The following is a 16,085-nucleotide window of genomic DNA, read 5'->3' on the forward strand; positions in this document are numbered from 1 at the left end:
TGAACATATGCAGCAACTTATCTCAAGAAAAATTGATGATGAAGAAATTCTGATAAGATTTGTATATTCGAGTGATTTTAAAAAAGGAAAAATAGAAGAGTCAAGCTTTATTGAAAAAGACTTTTTTTTTGATACCCGAGGAGGAGTTTCATTACAGAGAGAAAGATATAGCAACGAAAATTTAAGTAAACAGTTTGCGAAAGCTAATCCGCAGCCTTATGCAGGTTTTGTAATCTTTAAAAAAAGTGTTTTCGATGAATTAGTCGCTCTTCATCAACAAAAGAGAGGAGAGTTTGAGGCTGTTATTAAAGCTACACCTTTAGACCCTGAGTTTAATATAATCGAACCTCCAACTGAAGTCTATACTGATACACCTTTAAATCCTGCTCATGCAGATATTTATTATATTAATCCTGCTAACGAAGTTACTGATGAATCAGTACATACTTACAGAAGGCTTTTTACTAAAAATCTATTTAAGAAAAGTAAGTTGTTAATTGATGAAAAACCTGATGATGACACTTTTATAGACTGTGTTTTTAAAGAAATAATTAAATCATAATAAATAAGCCGTTGCAATGCAACGGCTTATTTATTATGATTTATGGCAGAGGGAAGAGTAAGAAGAGATGAAAATCTCGCAATCTTGTATCAGTTATCCTGCTTTACTAGAACCACTTCTTCCTTTTGAACCAAATATAGATCAATACCGATATATCACCATGGATAACAAAGACAGCGGATAGCCCCATTTAAATCGTATTTCTGGCATATAGTTAAAACCAGATAACGCGGATTTGTAATCCGTGCTTTACTACAGCCACTTCTTTCTCTTAAACCAGATATAAATAATCACAGATATTATCACCATTGATGCTATTGACAAGGGATAGCCCCATTTGTATTCCAGTTCCGGCATAAAGCGGAAATTCATTCCGTAAACCCCCACAATAAACGTTAGCGGCATAAAGAATACCGAGAAGATGGTGAGGATCTTCATTACGTCATTGGTCTTTCTGGCCGATAATGACAGGTAGATATTCAGCAGGTTATTGGCGTCTTCCAGTACCTGATCGTAGAGCAGCATAAGTTTGGTGTGCAGGTCTCGTACATCGCGCAGTGCCGGCCTGTCTTCGTCTTCTGCCCTGATCGAGTTTATTATTTCGTTGCTTAAGACCAATAATTTCTTATATAGTCCTGCCTTATTCTTTAGGTAATAGATACCCTCTATCATATCCGATGGGATATTCTTTTTCAGGAACAGCTTCGACTCAAAAAAATCGATCTCGTCAGATAGCTGCATGGCGGGCTGTTCGTAGGAGCGCAATACATCGCGTACTATGCGAATGGCTATGCCGGTAGTTGAAGTTATTTTGTTGGTATCTACAAAATGGGTCTTAATATCGCCTATAATGGACTGTGCGCTGCGATGTATGGAAATAATGAAGTCTTTGTTGTAAAAGAGAGCGATCTTGCTGCTAAGGCTCTGTATCGTTTGCTGGTTTTTGCCGTCGGCATCGGCTTCCTGCTTTACAATTCTTGCAATAATGAAATGGGTGTTGTTGTGCTCTTCGTATTTGGGCAGGTGGTCCGGATCCATAGAATCCATGAGGGTGTACCTGTTGAGGTTGTATTGTTTGCTTATTTCTTTAAGTTCACCTTCTGTGGGGTCATTTATGTCTATCCAGTTGATATCGGTATCGTTGATCTGGCAGGATGTTGTGGGCATAATGCTTCGTTTAGTGGTGATTACTCAAAGTTACTACATCTTCTCTTAAGTTTTTTATAATTGTTTCATTCCGGAAGGGGTATAAAAGGAGAAAGCCTCCGCTGGGCGGAGGCTTTCTAATACTTTGACTGTCGTCTTGCTAATTCTTAGTGAGCAGGAGCAGCAGCTGGAGCTGGAGTAGCAGCAGCAGTAGTGTCAGCAGCTACAGCAGTAGTATCAGCAGCAGGAGCTTCTTCAACAGCTGGAGTCTCTTCTACAACTGTAGTTTCTTCTGTAGTTTCTTCAGTTTTAGTTTCTTTACAAGAAACAAAAGAAACACTCATCATTGCTACTAGAGCTAGGCTTAAAACAACTTTTTTCATCTTACTAAATTATAAAGGTTAATTATTAATTCGGAGCAAAGATATAAATTTTTTGATATGGTGATATATTTCACCGAAAAAAAAATGTTTCTTCTGTTTCCTTTAAATTCAGGGGTTTACGGAGAATTTTCCGTAATATTTAAATGATTTTCCCTTTGAGGCTCATTCTAAAAACCGAGAGAGAAACATATCAGGCTTCTCTCTCGGTTTTTTGTGATAATAATAACGATTATTTCCCTACAACTTTCATCTCGTCTACCAAATGTTTGGCACCTGCATACTTTTCGATAATGAACAATACATAGCGCATATCTACCATAATATTACGGCATATCGACGGGTCATAATGAATGTCGCTCATGGTGCCTTCCCAAACACGGTCAAAGTTAAGTCCGATAAGATTTCCTCTGGCATCTATGGCAGGGCTTCCTGAGTTACCGCCTGTGGTATGGTTGGTACCTATGAAACACACCGGCATTTTTCCATTCTCGCCATAGCGTCCGTAATCCTTTTTGTTATACAGGTCTATAAGCTTCTGCGGAACATCGAACTCATAATCGCCCGGCACATATTTCTCCATAACACCATCAAGGTACGTTACAGGGCCATAGTAGGTAGCATCTTTTGGTTCGTAGCCATTTACTTTTCCGTAAGTTACTCGCAGGGTGCTGTTGGCATCAGGGAAAATTCGGGCATCTTTAGGACTAAGCTCAAGGATACCTTTCATATAAGTGCGCTGCAGTGCGATAATCCTTAAGTTGATCTCGTCATATTTAGGAGCCACGTTTGTATTGTAAGCATCGGTAAGTACTTTTACAAGCTTATAGCCTTTGTCTTCATTAAGTCGGGCAATCACTGTTTTTGCATCACCTTCCAATAGCTGTTTTACACCATTGTATGATGTAAGTTTGGACTGGCCGTAGATCTCTGCAGTCATAGCCTTGAAGTCGGCATTTGTGAGAACCGAAGGTAAAAACTGTTTTGGTGACTTTGTTGCATACAGCTGGATAAGCTGCTCAAATACTTTCTCGTCTACATTCTTGTTGAAATCTTTGTAGGTTTCCTCAAGAGCTGCAATCGTATTGTTTTTTCGGTCATTAAACGACTGTTCGCCACGGGCGTTATAAATCTGTTCCAGCTGGTATAACCTGTAAGCAGTAGTAAGCAGTTCGGTATTGCGGAGCACTACTTCTGTAAAATAGTCTCTCGCAAGTGCATAAGGCGCAATTTCATTGTAGTTCTTCTCAAAGTCGGCCATAAGATTGCCATATTCTGCCTGTTTGCCTGCTTTGGCAACTTTAGCCTGGAAATCTTTTTCGTAAGCTTTTTTAATGCCAATGGCATTACTTTTCTTAAGCCCTTGTGTTTCACCTATCCATTTTTTCCAATAGTTGGCAATCTGCGCATATTTAGCAGCATACTGAATTTTGATAGCCTGGTCTTTACGCATAAAGCCATCGGCAACTTTAAGGGCTGCATCCCTGATCTCAATTTTTGCAGGGTTCAGGTTGTTTACGATTTGCTCTACAGCAACTGCAGGAAGGTACTCTGTCGTTCTGCCCGGGTAACCGAACACTAAAGTGAAGTCGTCTTCTTTAACGCCGCCTATAGATACCGGGAAGTAATGTTTCGGTACATAAGGTATGTTGTCTTTAGAGTATTTTGCGGGTTTATTATCTTTATTGGCATAGATACGGAAAAGCGAGAAATCGCCCGTATGCCTTGGCCATACCCAGTTGTCTGTATCCGACCCGAATTTACCGATTGATGATGGCGGTGCACCTACAAGGCGAACGTCTTCAAAAGTTTCGGTTACAAAACGCATGTATTGGTTGCCTTCATAAAACGTACGGATGCTGTTGCCCTGCCACGATTCTTTAGGAAGTGTGTTGGTAAGGCGTGATATGTTTTCCTGAATTTTCTTCTGTTTGTCTTTTTCATTGGTAATAGCAGCGACACCTTCCAGTACCTGGGTGGTAACATCTTCTATCCTTACGATAAACGTTACTTCAAGATCCGGATTTGGCAGCTCTTCGGCAAGGCTCATCGCCCAAAAACCGTTGGCGATGTAGTCGTGATCTACTGTAGAGTGCGATTGTATCTCGCCAAAACCACAGTGGTGGTTGGTAAGCAATAATCCTTTTGAAGAGATAACCTCCGATGTACACCCGCCGTTAAATTGGGGAACCGCATCTTTAAGGCTCGAATTGTTTACATCATAAATATCTGATGCAGACATTTTCATACCAAGGCTCTTCATTTCTTTCTCGTTCATTCCCTTAAGCAGGGATGGTATCCACATACCGCCTTGCTGCGCATAGGCAGGAAGGACAAGCAACAGGACAAGCAGTCGTAATAATCTCATATTATGGTTTAATTATTTTAGCGGTGCCAAGGTACACATTATTTACAAAAGGGTATAATTTGTATCTTTCACCAGATAATCTATAAGTGCTATGTTTGACGAAATTGTTACACATATTAAGAAACATGTGAGCCTGACTGCAGAAGAAACCGAATTGCTGCTGGCTGCTGTTGAGGTAAAAGAACTTAAAAAGAAAGAGCATCTGCTTGAAGCGGGGCAGGTTTGTAACTATAATTATTTTGTAGAAAGTGGTTGCCTCAGGCTATATCTTATGACCAATAAAGGGGCAGAGCAGGTAATCCAGTTTGCTATTGAGAACTGGTGGATGACCGATTATTTCAGCTTTAAGGGTAGCCAGCCGTCTAATTTTAATATACAGGCAATAGAAAATACAAGAGTACTAGCAATAAGCAGGAAAGCACAAGACCAACTTTTTGAAAAACTGCCGCAGCTGGAAAAGTACTTCAGGATTGTGCTTGAGAAAGCCTATTCATCACAGCTCAACCGCATACACTACATATTTAACCTTAGCGGAGAAGAGCAATACCAAATGATGAACAACAGGCATCCTGAATTCGTTCAGCGTGTACCTCAGTATATGCTGGCTTCCTTTTTAGGAATGACACCTGAATTTTTGAGTAAGCTGAGGGCAAAAAAATAAATTTTGCACCAAAATCATTTCTTAATCATGATTAAGTTTTTTGAGGGGACATTGACGGAAATTTGTCATGTACAAATCAAATAACAACTTAAAATTCAATATCATGGAAAAAAGAATGGAATTGCATAATGTAGAGGCAGAAGGCTATAAAGTAATGCTTGCTTTTGAAAAATATCTGGCTTCAAGCGAACTTACTAAAACACATAAAGAGCTTATAAAAATAAGAGCTTCCCAGATCAATGGCTGTGCTTATTGTCTTGATATGCATACCAAAGATGCCCTGAAATATGGCGAAACCCAGCAACGTATCTTCACATTAAGCGCCTGGAGAGATACACCCTTCTTTACCAAAGAAGAACAGGCTATACTTGCACTTACCGAAGAGGTTACCCTTATATCAAATCACGTATCTGACAAAACCTATAATGAGGCTGTTGCTGTACTGGGAGAGAAATATACGGCTCAGGTAATCTTTGCTATCATCACCATAAATGCTTGGAACCGTATTGGTATTACTACAGGTATGATGCCGGGGTAATCATTATATTTGCACATGCCACTAAACCAAATTCAATTGCGACAGGCAACCATTGCTGACCTTGCCGAAATGAAAGCGCTTTTCAGGGAAACGATACAGCATGTCTGTGCCAATGAATATGATGCCGCCCAGCGTGCGGTATGGGCTTCGTCATCTGAAAACAAAGAACGATGGAATGCACTTGTCGATGACCAGTATGTATTGCTGGCTGTAAAAGATAATGTGATTGTGGGCTTTGGGTCATTGCTGAATGACAATTACCTCGACTTTATGTATGTGCATAAAGACCATCAGAGGCAGGGCATTGCTGATATGCTTCTTACAGCATTTGAAACAGAAGCCATCAGACTAAAAACAACAGTCATTACATCTGATATCAGTAAAACGGCCCGCCCTTTTTTTGAGAAGAAAGGCTGTGTTGTAGTCAGAGAACAGCAAAACGAAAGAGGGAATGTAGTACTCGTCAATTATAAGATGGAGAAAGAATTATAAATAAAAAATCCGAAGCAACCGCTTCGGATTTTTTGTAGTATTGTCTGTAGACTGAATACTGTGACGGCCTACTTTCTTATCTTCTGTTCCCACTTCCATGCCGAAGCAAGTGCTTCGTCAAGTGAAAGCTCTGCTTTCCAACCCAGGACATTGTTAGCTTTGTCAGTATCGGCATACGCTTCGGTAACATCGCCCGGGCGTTTGTCTACAATCTTGTAGTTAAGTTTCTGCCCGCTTACTTTCTCAAAAGCATTGATTACTTCTAAAACAGAGCTTCCTGTACCTGTTCCCAGGTTAAAGATCTCTACTTTGTCTGTGTTTACTTTATTTACAAGGCGCTTAAGCGCTGTAACGTGTGCTTTGGCAAGGTCTACCACGTGAATATAATCACGAACACAGGTGCCGTCCGGTGTTGGGTAATCTGACCCAAATACCGATAGCTGCTGTCTTAGGCCCATTGCTGTTTGCGTGATGAAGGGTACAAGGTTCTGAGGCGTACCTTTTGGCAGTTCGCCAATGTTTGCCGACTCATGCGCGCCAATAGGGTTGAAATAGCGAAGCAAAATAGAACTTATACCGCTCACATTGGCCACATCCTGAATAATCTCTTCACCTATCTGCTTGGTGTTTCCATAAGGAGACATGGCTGATTGTATCGGAGCGTTTTCTGTAATAGGCATTTTTTCGGCCTGACCGTAAACGGTACACGAAGAGCTGAAAATGAAATGAGATTCAGGTTTAGCCTGAAGTCCCTGAAGCAGGTATACTAATGCTCCAATGTTGTTTTCATAGTACAACAACGGGTTCTCAACGCTTTCGCCTACCGCCTTAGATGCTGCAAAGTGGATAATGCCTGATACATCACTGTATTTTGCAAAGAAATCTTTTACAGCAGCCTTCTCGCGAAGGTCTATCTGTTCAAAATCCGGTTTTTTGCCGGTAATGGCCTCAATACCGTCAAGCACTTCGATCGATGAGTTCGAAAGGTCGTCGATAACGACCACATCAAACCCTTCATTTTGAAGTTCTACAACGGTGTGCGAACCTATAAAGCCCAGTCCGCCGGTTACAAGAATTTTCATAGTATGTTTTTTGGATTGGAAAATGTTTACCGGCTGATAGCTGGAAAGGTGCTATCAGCCGGCAATAAGTTTATTTTAAAAACTCTAAAACGCTGTCGGTGATAAATTTTATCTGCTCGTCGTCAAGTTCAGTATGCATTGGCAGTGATATAACCTCTTTTACCAGTTGGTTTGTTACCGGGAAATCAGATTCGTTATAGCGTGTATCAGCATAGGCTTTCTGGCTGTGAAGCGGAATAGGGTAGTAGATAGCACACGGAATACCTTTGTCAAGCAGGTGTTGCATAAGTGCATCCCTGTCGGCATTGATTATCCTTAATGTGTACTGGTGGAAAACATGGCTGTCTTTATCACCTGTAACTACGGGTGTAATGATGTTAGCATGACCTGCAAAAGCATTACTGTATTTTTGAGCAGCAGCCTGTCTTGCTTCGTTGTAAGCGTCTAGTTGTGGTAATTTTACATTAAGCACAGCAGCCTGAATGCTATCAAGCCTTGAGTTAACACCCACAACGTCGTGATGGTAACGCACGTACATACCGTGGTTTACAATGCCTCTAAGTGTGTGTGCAAGTGCATCATCATTAGTAAAGATAGCTCCGCCATCGCCATAACAACCAAGATTTTTAGAAGGGAAGAACGATGTAGAAGCCGCATGGCCTATTACGCCCACTTTTTTCTTAGAACCGTCGGCATATTTATAATTTGCACCAATTGCCTGTGCGTTGTCTTCAATTACATAAAGATTATGCTCAGCAGCAAGAGCCATAATAGCTTCCATATCGGCTGCTTGTCCAAAAAGATGTACCGGAACAATAGCTTTTGTTTTTGGAGTAATTGCTTTTTTGATGGCCTCAATAGAAATGTTGAAAGTATCCGGCTCAACATCTACCAGTACAGGTGTAAGCTGAAGCAGTGCGATAACCTCTACCGTAGCGGCAAAAGTAAAATCGGCAGTAATAACCTCGTCACCCGGCTGAAGTCCAAGGCCCATCATGATGATCTGAAGCGCATCGGTTCCGTTGGCACATGGTATAACATGTTTAGCACCAAGGTAAGTTTCAAGGTTTTTCTGGAAACTATGAACCTGTGGCCCATTGATATATGATGTATTATCTAAAACTTCCTGGATAGAAGCATTTACTGTATCTTTTATCTGGTCGTACTGACTTTTCAGGTCAACCATTTGGATTTTTTTCATGATCGTGAAATTATTAATCAGCGCAAAACTACTAATTTAATGACTGCCTGCCAATGAAAATAGTATAAAGTATGTAATTTAGCACCTCAATTTCTTGCCTATGTTTTTTCTGTATAATGTCCTTACCATAATTGCGAAATCAATCCTCAATCTAGTGGCTCTTTTCATCCCGAAAATCAGGCTATTTGTGGATGGAAGGAAGACCGTTTTCAGCACACTTGAAGCAAAACTGAAGTCTGGTGACAAGACAATATGGTTTCATGCGGCATCGCTGGGAGAGTATGAGCAGGGATTGCCGGTTATGGAAAAGGTAAGGGCCATGCATCCCGAACATAAAATTGTAATAACGTTCTTTTCGCCATCCGGTTATGAGGTGCGTAAGAATGCCACGACTGCCGATGTTATTGTTTATCTGCCAATGGATACTTTGGCAAATGCCAAAAGATTCCTTTCGATAGTTAAACCTGAAAAAGTATTCTTTATCAAATATGAGTTCTGGCCCAATTACCTGAATCAGCTGAGTAAAACTGATGCCAAAGTGTATCTTATATCAGGCTTCTTTAGGAAAGACCAGGTGTTTTTTAAATGGTATGGCGGCTTTTACAGGAAGGCTCTTAAAACGTTCAATCATTTTTTTGTACAATATGACAGTTCCAAAACCCTGCTGCAAAGCATAGGCTTCAATAATGTGACCCTTAGCGGCGATACCCGTTATGATAGGGTGAGTGAAATACTGGAGCGCGATAATTCGCTGCCTTTTATCGAAGAATTCAAAAACGACAAAACTACTGTGGTATTTGGGAGTTCGTGGCCAAAAGATGAGGCCATGTTTACCGATTTTATTAATGGGACTACGGATACAAAATTCATCATTGCACCGCACACAACTGGAGAAGATCATATCAACGATATAAAGAACAGCCTTACAGGCAAAGTGGTTTTATTTTCTGAAAAGGAAGGGAAAAACCTTGCTGAATATGATGTCCTTATTATCAATACGGTGGGCATACTAACGAAAATATACAGTTATGCCGATGTTGCTTATGTAGGCGGTGGTTTCGGAACTGCCGGACTGCATAATATATTAGAACCTGCTGCTTTTGGCGTGCCGATAATCATTGGACCCAACCACCAGAAGTTTCCGGAGGCGATAGCATTGGTTAATATGGGCGGATGCATTGCCGTAGAAGATAAAACCGAAATGAACGACGCATTGTCGTCACTGGTGTATAATGATGATGTGCGTTATGAAACCGGTCATATTGCAGGAACATTCGTAAGTATGAACCGGGGTGCGGTAAATATTATCCTTAAAAATATAGAGGACTGATGGAAGCCATATTCAAGCCCATAGAAATTCAGGATATTCCCCTGGTGATAGCCATGATGGAAAAATTCTATGCTATTGATAATTACCCTATAGATGCTAATGTCTCGCGCGGGCTTATGCAAGAATTCATTGAAAATGATTCGCTGGGAAGGGCATGGCTGATACTAAAAGAAGACGAACCGGTAGGTTATGCGATTATGACGTTTGTATTCTCGTTTGAGTACAAAGGCAGGATCGCGTTCCTGGATGAATTGTTCATTTCAGAAAAGGCACGCGGACTCGGTTTTGGCAAGCAGGCGCTCGATTTTATTACTGAACAGGCAAAAGCCTTGTCGGTAAAGATAATTTACCTTGAGATAGAAGGGCATAATACGGTTGCCCAAAAACTTTACCTTTCTAAAGGCTATGAAATTCACAATCGCGGGCTGATGAAGCTGGTAGTTAAGTAACTACTGGTTGTATTTTTCATTACAAACATGTTCAGTTACCGTAACGGTATTGCCATCAGTATCGGCAATTTTTTTTGTAACGGTAGTACATTCCTTATGGTCATTGGAGACATTAATAAAAATAATGGCACCAACTGCTGCAAACACTATTATGGCGATAAGCGAGAAGATCTTGATTTTCATGATAAGATGATTTACAAGTAAATATAAATAAAAATCCCGTTCGCCACGGCGAACGGGATTTTTTATGAGTGTTGTTTGTCGTTGACTTCGCCGAGCCACTTTGTTAGGTTTCTGACGAATGAAGAATCTGAATCTAAATAAGAGATTCTTCATTACGCTGCGCTTCATTCAGAATGACAAAACGTTATGTTCTGGATACTGAATACTGCGACTGCCTACTCAATAGTGGCTGCTGCTGTCTGTGCTTCAGGAGCGATCTTTTTTACAAGTCCCTGCAGTACATTGCCCGGTCCAACTTCAGTAAATAAAGTAGCACCATTGGCAACCATGTTCTGTACCGACTGCGTCCATTTCACCGGAGCAGTAAGCTGTATGATAAGGTTTTGTTTTATTTCGTCAGGATTTGTCACAGCGCTTGCCGGTACGTTTTGGTACACGGGGCAAACCGGAGTGCTGAATGTTGTTTTCTCGATAGCTGCTGCAAGCTCTTCGCGTGCAGGTTCCATCATCGGTGAGTGGAATGCACCACCTACAGGAAGTAGAAGCGCACGTTTAGCACCCGCTTCTTTCATGGCAACACAAGCAGCTTCTACAGCTGTTGTCTCACCTGAAATTACAAGCTGCCCCGGGCAGTTATAATTGGCAGGTACTACCACACCGTTTATCGTTGCACAAACGTCTTCTACTACTTTATCGTCAAGGCCAAGTACGGCCGCCATTGTAGAAGGTGTTATCTCACAGGCTTTTTGCATGGCAAGTGCGCGTTGCGATACCAGCTTAAGACCGTCTTCAAAAGTAAGTGCTCCTGCTGCAACCAGTGCAGAGAATTCGCCAAGAGAGTGTCCGGCTACCATTTCAGGTTTGAAATCTGCACCAAGGGTTTTAGCTAATATAACCGAGTGCAGGAATACTGCGGGCTGGGTAACTTTAGTTTCTTTCAGTTCTTCGGCAGTGCCTTCAAACATGATATCTGTAATGCGGAAACCTAAGATTTCATTAGCTTTCTCGAATAATTCTTTCGCCTGGGCCGATCTTTCGTAAAGGTCTTTGCCCATTCCTGTAAACTGGGCACCCTGGCCCGGAAATACGTATGCTTTCATACTGTTAGGTATTTGTTTCTGTTTGATTGTACGGCAAAAATAAGGTTTTTTCAATTGGTCTGTTCAAAATAGGTTTTTAGGTTAATAAGTTTATTGCGAAGCATCTAATATTTAACATGTTAATTAACATTTATGATTATTGTACTGAATACAAAATGATTACTTTTGGTAGACCTTATTAAAACCCGATGGGTTTTCCTAAAATATTTTTTAATTAAATCCCTCTCCGAGGGATTTTTTTATTAATATTGTGTTTGATGTAAGAATAAAACTACCGAGTTTTTTTGGTATTTTTTTGTAATTTAATTGTTCCCCCAACATAGATACATTAAGCATATATGTCCAGATTTGATAAATCCTCGCTTCGTTTTGACTATTCCTGGTCAGACACCGACAAGGCAAAAGTTCATAAGAATGTGTCTGATGATGATATTATTGACAAGGATAACGGTTACCAGGTTTTGGATTTTATTCACCGTTTCTTTCAAATGTCAGGCCTAATGACACTCGATTCTTTTCATAGGCTCGAAAACCTTATCAAGAAACACATTCCGGATAAATGCAGTACGCGTATCGAGATGAAAGACTGGCTGGGTAAGAACTGGAATAAAAGAATATAAAAAAAGCCTTCGCTACAGCGAAGGCTTTTTTGTTCAATCTAACTAAATCTATCTTAAAGGACAAAATAAGCATTTTTAACGGGCTGTATGTGATGCAATTTAGGAGCCGTCGTAACAGCTTCGTCTTCAAACTCGTTTCGGTATTCATTCACCATCTGCATCAGGTTGTTCTCTATATTGTTGGATATCGAGATCATAGGTGTATCGGTTGGCCTGCCCTCAAACGGATCCTGCAGGTGTATTGCCATTTTTTCGATAAGGAAACAGGCAGCAGCAATGGTAGCAATAATCGGGATTTGCATCCACCCCAGATAATCGGTAAGTCCAAATGGCAAAAGCAATATGAACAAACACAGCGTGAATCGGATGTACAGACTGTAGGTAGTAGGGAAAATAGTGTTCTTTATACGCTCACATTTACCCATCGAGTCACACAGCCTTGTCAGTGTGTTGTCAATTTCTACCTGTTGGTAAGTGTTTATCTTACCTGCATCCTTTGCTCTCTTAAGCTCTTTTGCATGAAGCATGAGTATTGCGTTAGGTACGTGTTTATGGTTCTGCACGAAGCGCAGTTCTTTTTCAGTAAGCAGGCTGACAATAGGCTTTATAGGGTCTTTGCCCCTTAAGGCTTGTGCAAGGCTGTAACACCATGCGGCCTGCCTTTTGGCAAAACCTTCCTTAAAATCGTTTGCTTCTACCGAAAAATCAGGGTCTTTGTAAAACCCGATAACCTGACGTAACAGCGTGCGTGAATCATTTACTATTGCCCCCCATACCGTTCGTGCTTCCCACCAGCGATCATAAGCCTGGTTCGACTTAAAGGCCAGCAGCAATGATATGATGGTACCTATTATTGCGGGAACAGCAATAGGTATGTTAATGGAGAGTGCGTGGTAAAAGTGGTGGATTATTTCAAATCCTATCGTATAGGCAATAACCAGTGCAAGCTCAACTTTGATCTTGCCCAATATATATTTTAGTGGTATTCTCTTTTTTAATAGCATGTCTTTTGGTTTTAAATTAATCAGGCCTCTTCAAATATCGAGAGTACCGGTAGTCCGAGTGTTTCATTTACATACGCTTCTTTACGTTTCTTCATTCTCACTTTCTCCGGCTTACGCGTCTCAATAAGCAGGTCAATATTGTTTTTAGCAATGGCTTCGGTAAGTTGTGTGCCAAGCTCATTAGGGTATTGTTCGCCTACGGCAGCATGGCTTACTATCCTGAAATTAAACTGGGAACCGATGAGTTGCTGCACTTCCTGTAGTCCAAGCTGTGCGGTAGTGTGTTCCAGATAAAGGGCTTTGTTGAATTCCTGTTCTTCGCAGCCTTCGGTAAGGTGCAGTATGGGTGTCTTACTGTTGGCTAATAAATTCAGGCAGAAATGATGAATGCTGTCGCGTTCCTGTTTGTATGATGGCGGCACGATGATAAGGCCGGTGCCTAAATGCTCTAACAGGTTTTTAAGCAATGGAGCAGAAACCCCATAACGATTGTGCAGCTCAAGTCTGCAATTCGGGTGGTCTGCAGCTTCAGTATGGCATAAATCTAATACCTGAGTTTGTAGTGATGTATAGGCAGATTTTGTAGTTCTCAGGAAATAACTGGCCGATTCAGCATCCGGCAGGTCGCTCACAAGCATGAGTGTTATGATGTAATTACTTTCGTTAGCGTGCTTAATGGCTGCTTTTACGGCAATAATAGTATCCTGTTGTAATGTTGTAGGGATAAGTATGTTTTTCATGCTGTATAATCTTTAGGAGTTTATACAGGCAAAGTAACAGCCTCAACATAAGAAGGGTCTTAAATTAAAATTAGAAAATCCTAAGATTTTACATTAGAATTTTTAATGTTGGCTTTATGAAAGATAATGCTCACTACCGTACCCTTATCAGGCTCTGACTGTACATTTAGTTCGCCGCTGTGCATCCTGATGATTTTCATGGCTAATGGAAGGCCAAGGCCGTATCCGGTGTAGCGTGAGGCTTTCTTGCCACGGAAGAAGGGTTCATAAAGATAAGGTATGTCTTCGGGTGGTATCCCGATACCAATATCGGTGATGACTATCTTTATGTTTTTGGAATCGGCGGTAAGCGACACGAATACTTCTTCGTTGTCAGAATATTTAACCCCATTAGAAATGATATTACCAATAGCCAGTTCCAAAAGTGGCCTGTTGCATGGAAGGGTAAGCAGCGCCTCATCTTCGGGCATGTCATTTAATTTTATGCTTATGCGGTTATCGGGGTATAGCCTGTCAAGGTCGCATTTTACATCGAGCAGCAATTCGTCTATACGGGCAATGTCCTGAACCTGTTTGGTGCCGTCATAACCTGTTTGGGTAAGTTTGAGAAGGCTTTCGGTTAGGTTGCTCAGTCGTGAAGCCTGCCTGTTGATTGCTTCAAGCGCCTCGGCATACTCTTCAGGGCTGCGTTCTTTTAGTAATGCGATCTCAGTCTCTGCCAATATTGTTGTTATGGGAGTCTTCAGTTCATGCGATGCATTATTAATAAAGTTGGCCTGGATCTCAAACGAAGTTTCAAGCCTGTCGAGCATGTCGTTGAATGTGTTGGTCAGGTCTGTGATCTCATCAGAATCGTCATTGCCAGGTTTTTGCAGGCGGTTATGCAGGTTTGAGGCACTAATGCGCTTTACTTCTTTAGTGATTCTCGAAACCGGATTGATAACCCTTCTGGCTAAAAAGCGACCAAAGAAATAGGCGAGTATTATAAACCCTATTGCGCCAAAAAGCATGATCCTGGTTATGTATATAGTGGTGGTATTGCCGCGGCGGTCTTTTGCGGTGACTATAACCATGTATTTCAGGCCATTCTCATTGAATATCTGGGCATAATAATAGCGGTGCTCATCCTGCATTACCCAGGCTTTTCCTGTTTTCATGGCTTCCTCGTAGAATTCATGGGGCAGGTGAAGTTCTGTGTTGTATTCAAAAGAGTTGGCTCCGTTTACTTTGAGTACAAAATCATTTTCGTCTATAAGCTCTTCCAGTCCGTGTTTTTTGAGTTCGCGGTAGTAGCGGGCTTTTTCAGGGTCGTTTTGGTAGTGTATCGATGCCACGATCTTTGCCCTGTCCTGAAGTCGTTTCAGGAAGTAGTATTGATTGTTCTGCTTAAAAAGAAAAAAAACCACCACACATAGTAATAGGGTGCTGATACCCGATAGGGTAATATAAGTGGTAATGATCTTCCTTCTTATCTGCATGTTACGGTTTTATCACATAACCCAGTCCTTTTATGGTATGGATCAGTTTTGTATTATAGGGTTTGTCTATTTTTTTTCGGAGATAGTTAATGTAAACATCAACAACGTTGGTATTCATGTCAAAATTAATGTTCCACACGTTGTCCAGTATCTTTTCGCGGGACAATATCATTCCCGAATTTTTTGCCAGGTAATACAGCAACCTGAATTCTTTTGCAGTGAGCAAAATAGTATCGTTACCGCGTTTTACGGTCTTGGCCAGGCGGTCTATCTCCAGATCATCTATGGTAATGATCTCCGGCGGGCGATGGTCCTGCTGTGCGCGCCTTGCCAGGGCATTGATGCGCGCTTCAAGCTCGCCAAATTTAAAAGGTTTTGCCATATAGTCGTCGGCACCGGCATTAAGTCCTGTTACAATATTCTCACTGCTGTCAAGTGCTGTAAGCATCAGTACAGGGACAAAGTTTCCGGCGGCGCGCAGCCTCCGGCAAATTTCTATGCCATTAATATCCGGGAGCATTACATCGAGCACGATCACATCAAAAGTATTCGATTCCAGCATAGCCATGGCAGTAGTGCCATCGAGTGCGGCGCTAACGTCAAAGTTTTTTTCGGCAAGTCCTTTCCTTAGAATGGACAGCAAGTTGGGTTCGTCTTCTACTAATAGTATTTTCATGTATGATGAGGGCTTATGCAAAAATAAGAATTCAATTCCAAAAGTTTTGCTAAATGCACATATACGCTCAATAAA

18 protein-coding genes are annotated in these 16,085 nt (G+C 41.2%); 7 read left to right on the plus strand and 11 right to left on the minus strand.

Features of this window, described 5'->3' with window-relative positions; translation table 11 throughout:
• Positions 1–7: 7 nt before the first annotated feature.
• Positions 8–562 carry a hypothetical protein gene (locus ACX0HA_RS08160; RefSeq protein WP_458844774.1) on the plus strand — a complete coding sequence of 185 codons (555 nt, stop codon included), beginning with the start codon at positions 8–10 and terminating at the stop codon, positions 560–562.
• Positions 563–814: 252 nt separating this feature from the next.
• Here the strand turns inward: ACX0HA_RS08160 and ACX0HA_RS08165 are convergent, their stop codons facing one another.
• The 3 genes from ACX0HA_RS08165 to ACX0HA_RS08175 form a co-directional block, all read right to left on the minus strand.
• Positions 815–1,729: a magnesium transporter CorA family protein gene (locus tag ACX0HA_RS08165; RefSeq protein WP_458844775.1), complete on the minus strand. Its 915-nt coding sequence runs from the start codon at positions 1,727–1,729 to the stop codon at positions 815–817.
• Between the two features lie 146 nt (positions 1,730–1,875).
• Complete coding sequence (locus ACX0HA_RS08170) at positions 1,876–2,091, minus strand: hypothetical protein (RefSeq protein WP_458844776.1); 216 nt, start codon at positions 2,089–2,091, stop codon at positions 1,876–1,878.
• Between the two features lie 229 nt (positions 2,092–2,320).
• Positions 2,321–4,456, minus strand: coding sequence for a S46 family peptidase (locus ACX0HA_RS08175; RefSeq protein WP_458844777.1), 2,136 nt, complete (start codon positions 4,454–4,456; stop codon positions 2,321–2,323).
• Positions 4,457–4,547: 91 nt separating this feature from the next.
• Here ACX0HA_RS08175 and ACX0HA_RS08180 point away from each other — a divergent pair, with 91 nt between their 5' ends.
• From ACX0HA_RS08180 to ACX0HA_RS08190, 3 genes are all read left to right on the plus strand, one after another.
• Positions 4,548–5,117: a Crp/Fnr family transcriptional regulator gene (locus tag ACX0HA_RS08180; protein WP_458844778.1), complete on the plus strand. Its 570-nt coding sequence runs from the start codon at positions 4,548–4,550 to the stop codon at positions 5,115–5,117.
• Positions 5,118–5,220: 103 nt separating this feature from the next.
• Complete coding sequence (locus ACX0HA_RS08185; protein WP_458844779.1) at positions 5,221–5,655, plus strand: carboxymuconolactone decarboxylase family protein; 435 nt, start codon at positions 5,221–5,223, stop codon at positions 5,653–5,655.
• A gap of 15 nt (positions 5,656–5,670) precedes the next feature.
• Entirely contained in the window at positions 5,671–6,147 is a 477-nt protein-coding gene (locus ACX0HA_RS08190; protein WP_458844780.1) for a GNAT family N-acetyltransferase, read from the plus strand.
• A 68-nt stretch (positions 6,148–6,215) separates the two neighbouring features.
• On the opposite strand, the gene galE is transcribed toward ACX0HA_RS08190, so the two are convergent.
• Positions 6,216–7,229, minus strand: a complete 1,014-nt coding sequence (galE, locus tag ACX0HA_RS08195) for a UDP-glucose 4-epimerase GalE (protein WP_458844781.1) — start codon at positions 7,227–7,229, stop codon at positions 6,216–6,218.
• A 70-nt stretch (positions 7,230–7,299) separates the two neighbouring features.
• Entirely contained in the window at positions 7,300–8,430 is a 1,131-nt protein-coding gene (locus ACX0HA_RS08200) for a DegT/DnrJ/EryC1/StrS family aminotransferase (RefSeq protein WP_458844782.1), read from the minus strand.
• A 100-nt stretch (positions 8,431–8,530) separates the two neighbouring features.
• Here ACX0HA_RS08200 and ACX0HA_RS08205 point away from each other — a divergent pair, with 100 nt between their 5' ends.
• On the plus strand, positions 8,531–9,760 hold the full coding sequence (locus ACX0HA_RS08205) for a 3-deoxy-D-manno-octulosonic acid transferase (protein ID WP_458844783.1): 1,230 nt from the start codon (positions 8,531–8,533) through the stop codon (positions 9,758–9,760).
• Positions 9,760–10,209: a GNAT family N-acetyltransferase gene (locus ACX0HA_RS08210; RefSeq protein ID WP_458844784.1), complete on the plus strand. Its 450-nt coding sequence runs from the start codon at positions 9,760–9,762 to the stop codon at positions 10,207–10,209. Before ACX0HA_RS08205 ends, ACX0HA_RS08210 begins: the two co-directional genes overlap by 1 nt.
• Here ACX0HA_RS08210 and ACX0HA_RS08215 read toward each other — a convergent pair whose 3' ends face one another.
• Together ACX0HA_RS08215 and fabD are read right to left on the minus strand one after the other, a co-directional pair.
• On the minus strand, positions 10,210–10,392 hold the full coding sequence (locus ACX0HA_RS08215; protein ID WP_458844785.1) for a hypothetical protein: 183 nt from the start codon (positions 10,390–10,392) through the stop codon (positions 10,210–10,212).
• Between the two features lie 215 nt (positions 10,393–10,607).
• On the minus strand, positions 10,608–11,492 hold the full coding sequence (gene fabD / locus ACX0HA_RS08220) for an ACP S-malonyltransferase (RefSeq protein ID WP_458844786.1): 885 nt from the start codon (positions 11,490–11,492) through the stop codon (positions 10,608–10,610).
• A gap of 338 nt (positions 11,493–11,830) precedes the next feature.
• Between fabD and ACX0HA_RS08225 the strand changes: the two genes are divergently transcribed.
• On the plus strand, positions 11,831–12,112 hold the full coding sequence (locus ACX0HA_RS08225) for a hypothetical protein (RefSeq protein ID WP_458844787.1): 282 nt from the start codon (positions 11,831–11,833) through the stop codon (positions 12,110–12,112).
• Positions 12,113–12,165: 53 nt separating this feature from the next.
• Here the strand turns inward: ACX0HA_RS08225 and ACX0HA_RS08230 are convergent, their stop codons facing one another.
• The 4 genes from ACX0HA_RS08230 to ACX0HA_RS08245 form a co-directional block, all read right to left on the minus strand.
• On the minus strand, positions 12,166–13,116 hold the full coding sequence (locus tag ACX0HA_RS08230; RefSeq protein ID WP_458844788.1) for a bestrophin family protein: 951 nt from the start codon (positions 13,114–13,116) through the stop codon (positions 12,166–12,168).
• A 20-nt stretch (positions 13,117–13,136) separates the two neighbouring features.
• Positions 13,137–13,856 carry a hypothetical protein gene (locus tag ACX0HA_RS08235; RefSeq protein WP_458844789.1) on the minus strand — a complete coding sequence of 240 codons (720 nt, stop codon included), beginning with the start codon at positions 13,854–13,856 and terminating at the stop codon, positions 13,137–13,139.
• Positions 13,857–13,936: 80 nt separating this feature from the next.
• Positions 13,937–15,334, minus strand: a complete 1,398-nt coding sequence (locus ACX0HA_RS08240) for a HAMP domain-containing sensor histidine kinase (RefSeq protein ID WP_458844790.1) — start codon at positions 15,332–15,334, stop codon at positions 13,937–13,939.
• A 1-nt stretch (position 15,335) separates the two neighbouring features.
• Positions 15,336–16,010, minus strand: coding sequence for a response regulator transcription factor (locus tag ACX0HA_RS08245; protein WP_458844791.1), 675 nt, complete (start codon positions 16,008–16,010; stop codon positions 15,336–15,338).
• Positions 16,011–16,085 lie beyond the last annotated feature (75 nt).

The organism is Flavobacterium hauense, from assembly GCF_054457175.1.

What these genes read in the sequence shown, in the direction of transcription:
- ACX0HA_RS08240 (WP_458844790.1), bottom strand. Translation starts at nt 15,334, where the DNA reads ATGCAGATAAGAAGGAAGATCATTACCACTTATATTACCCTATCGGGT.
- ACX0HA_RS08235 (WP_458844789.1), bottom strand. Translation starts at nt 13,856, where the DNA reads ATGAAAAACATACTTATCCCTACAACATTACAACAGGATACTATTATT.
- ACX0HA_RS08230 (WP_458844788.1), bottom strand. Translation starts at nt 13,116, where the DNA reads ATGCTATTAAAAAAGAGAATACCACTAAAATATATATTGGGCAAGATC.
- ACX0HA_RS08180 (WP_458844778.1), top strand. Translation starts at nt 4,548, where the DNA reads ATGTTTGACGAAATTGTTACACATATTAAGAAACATGTGAGCCTGACT.
- galE (WP_458844781.1), bottom strand. Translation starts at nt 7,229, where the DNA reads ATGAAAATTCTTGTAACCGGCGGACTGGGCTTTATAGGTTCGCACACC.
- ACX0HA_RS08215 (WP_458844785.1), bottom strand. Translation starts at nt 10,392, where the DNA reads ATGAAAATCAAGATCTTCTCGCTTATCGCCATAATAGTGTTTGCAGCA.
- fabD (WP_458844786.1), bottom strand. Translation starts at nt 11,492, where the DNA reads ATGAAAGCATACGTATTTCCGGGCCAGGGTGCCCAGTTTACAGGAATG.
- ACX0HA_RS08245 (WP_458844791.1), bottom strand. Translation starts at nt 16,010, where the DNA reads ATGAAAATACTATTAGTAGAAGACGAACCCAACTTGCTGTCCATTCTA.
- ACX0HA_RS08210 (WP_458844784.1), top strand. Translation starts at nt 9,760, where the DNA reads ATGGAAGCCATATTCAAGCCCATAGAAATTCAGGATATTCCCCTGGTG.
- ACX0HA_RS08175 (WP_458844777.1), bottom strand. Translation starts at nt 4,456, where the DNA reads ATGAGATTATTACGACTGCTTGTCCTGTTGCTTGTCCTTCCTGCCTAT.
- ACX0HA_RS08190 (WP_458844780.1), top strand. Translation starts at nt 5,671, where the DNA reads ATGCCACTAAACCAAATTCAATTGCGACAGGCAACCATTGCTGACCTT.
- ACX0HA_RS08200 (WP_458844782.1), bottom strand. Translation starts at nt 8,430, where the DNA reads ATGAAAAAAATCCAAATGGTTGACCTGAAAAGTCAGTACGACCAGATA.
- ACX0HA_RS08170 (WP_458844776.1), bottom strand. Translation starts at nt 2,091, where the DNA reads ATGAAAAAAGTTGTTTTAAGCCTAGCTCTAGTAGCAATGATGAGTGTT.
- ACX0HA_RS08185 (WP_458844779.1), top strand. Translation starts at nt 5,221, where the DNA reads ATGGAAAAAAGAATGGAATTGCATAATGTAGAGGCAGAAGGCTATAAA.
- ACX0HA_RS08160 (WP_458844774.1), top strand. Translation starts at nt 8, where the DNA reads ATGCAGCAACTTATCTCAAGAAAAATTGATGATGAAGAAATTCTGATA.
- ACX0HA_RS08225 (WP_458844787.1), top strand. Translation starts at nt 11,831, where the DNA reads ATGTCCAGATTTGATAAATCCTCGCTTCGTTTTGACTATTCCTGGTCA.
- ACX0HA_RS08165 (WP_458844775.1), bottom strand. Translation starts at nt 1,729, where the DNA reads ATGCCCACAACATCCTGCCAGATCAACGATACCGATATCAACTGGATA.
- ACX0HA_RS08205 (WP_458844783.1), top strand. Translation starts at nt 8,531, where the DNA reads ATGTTTTTTCTGTATAATGTCCTTACCATAATTGCGAAATCAATCCTC.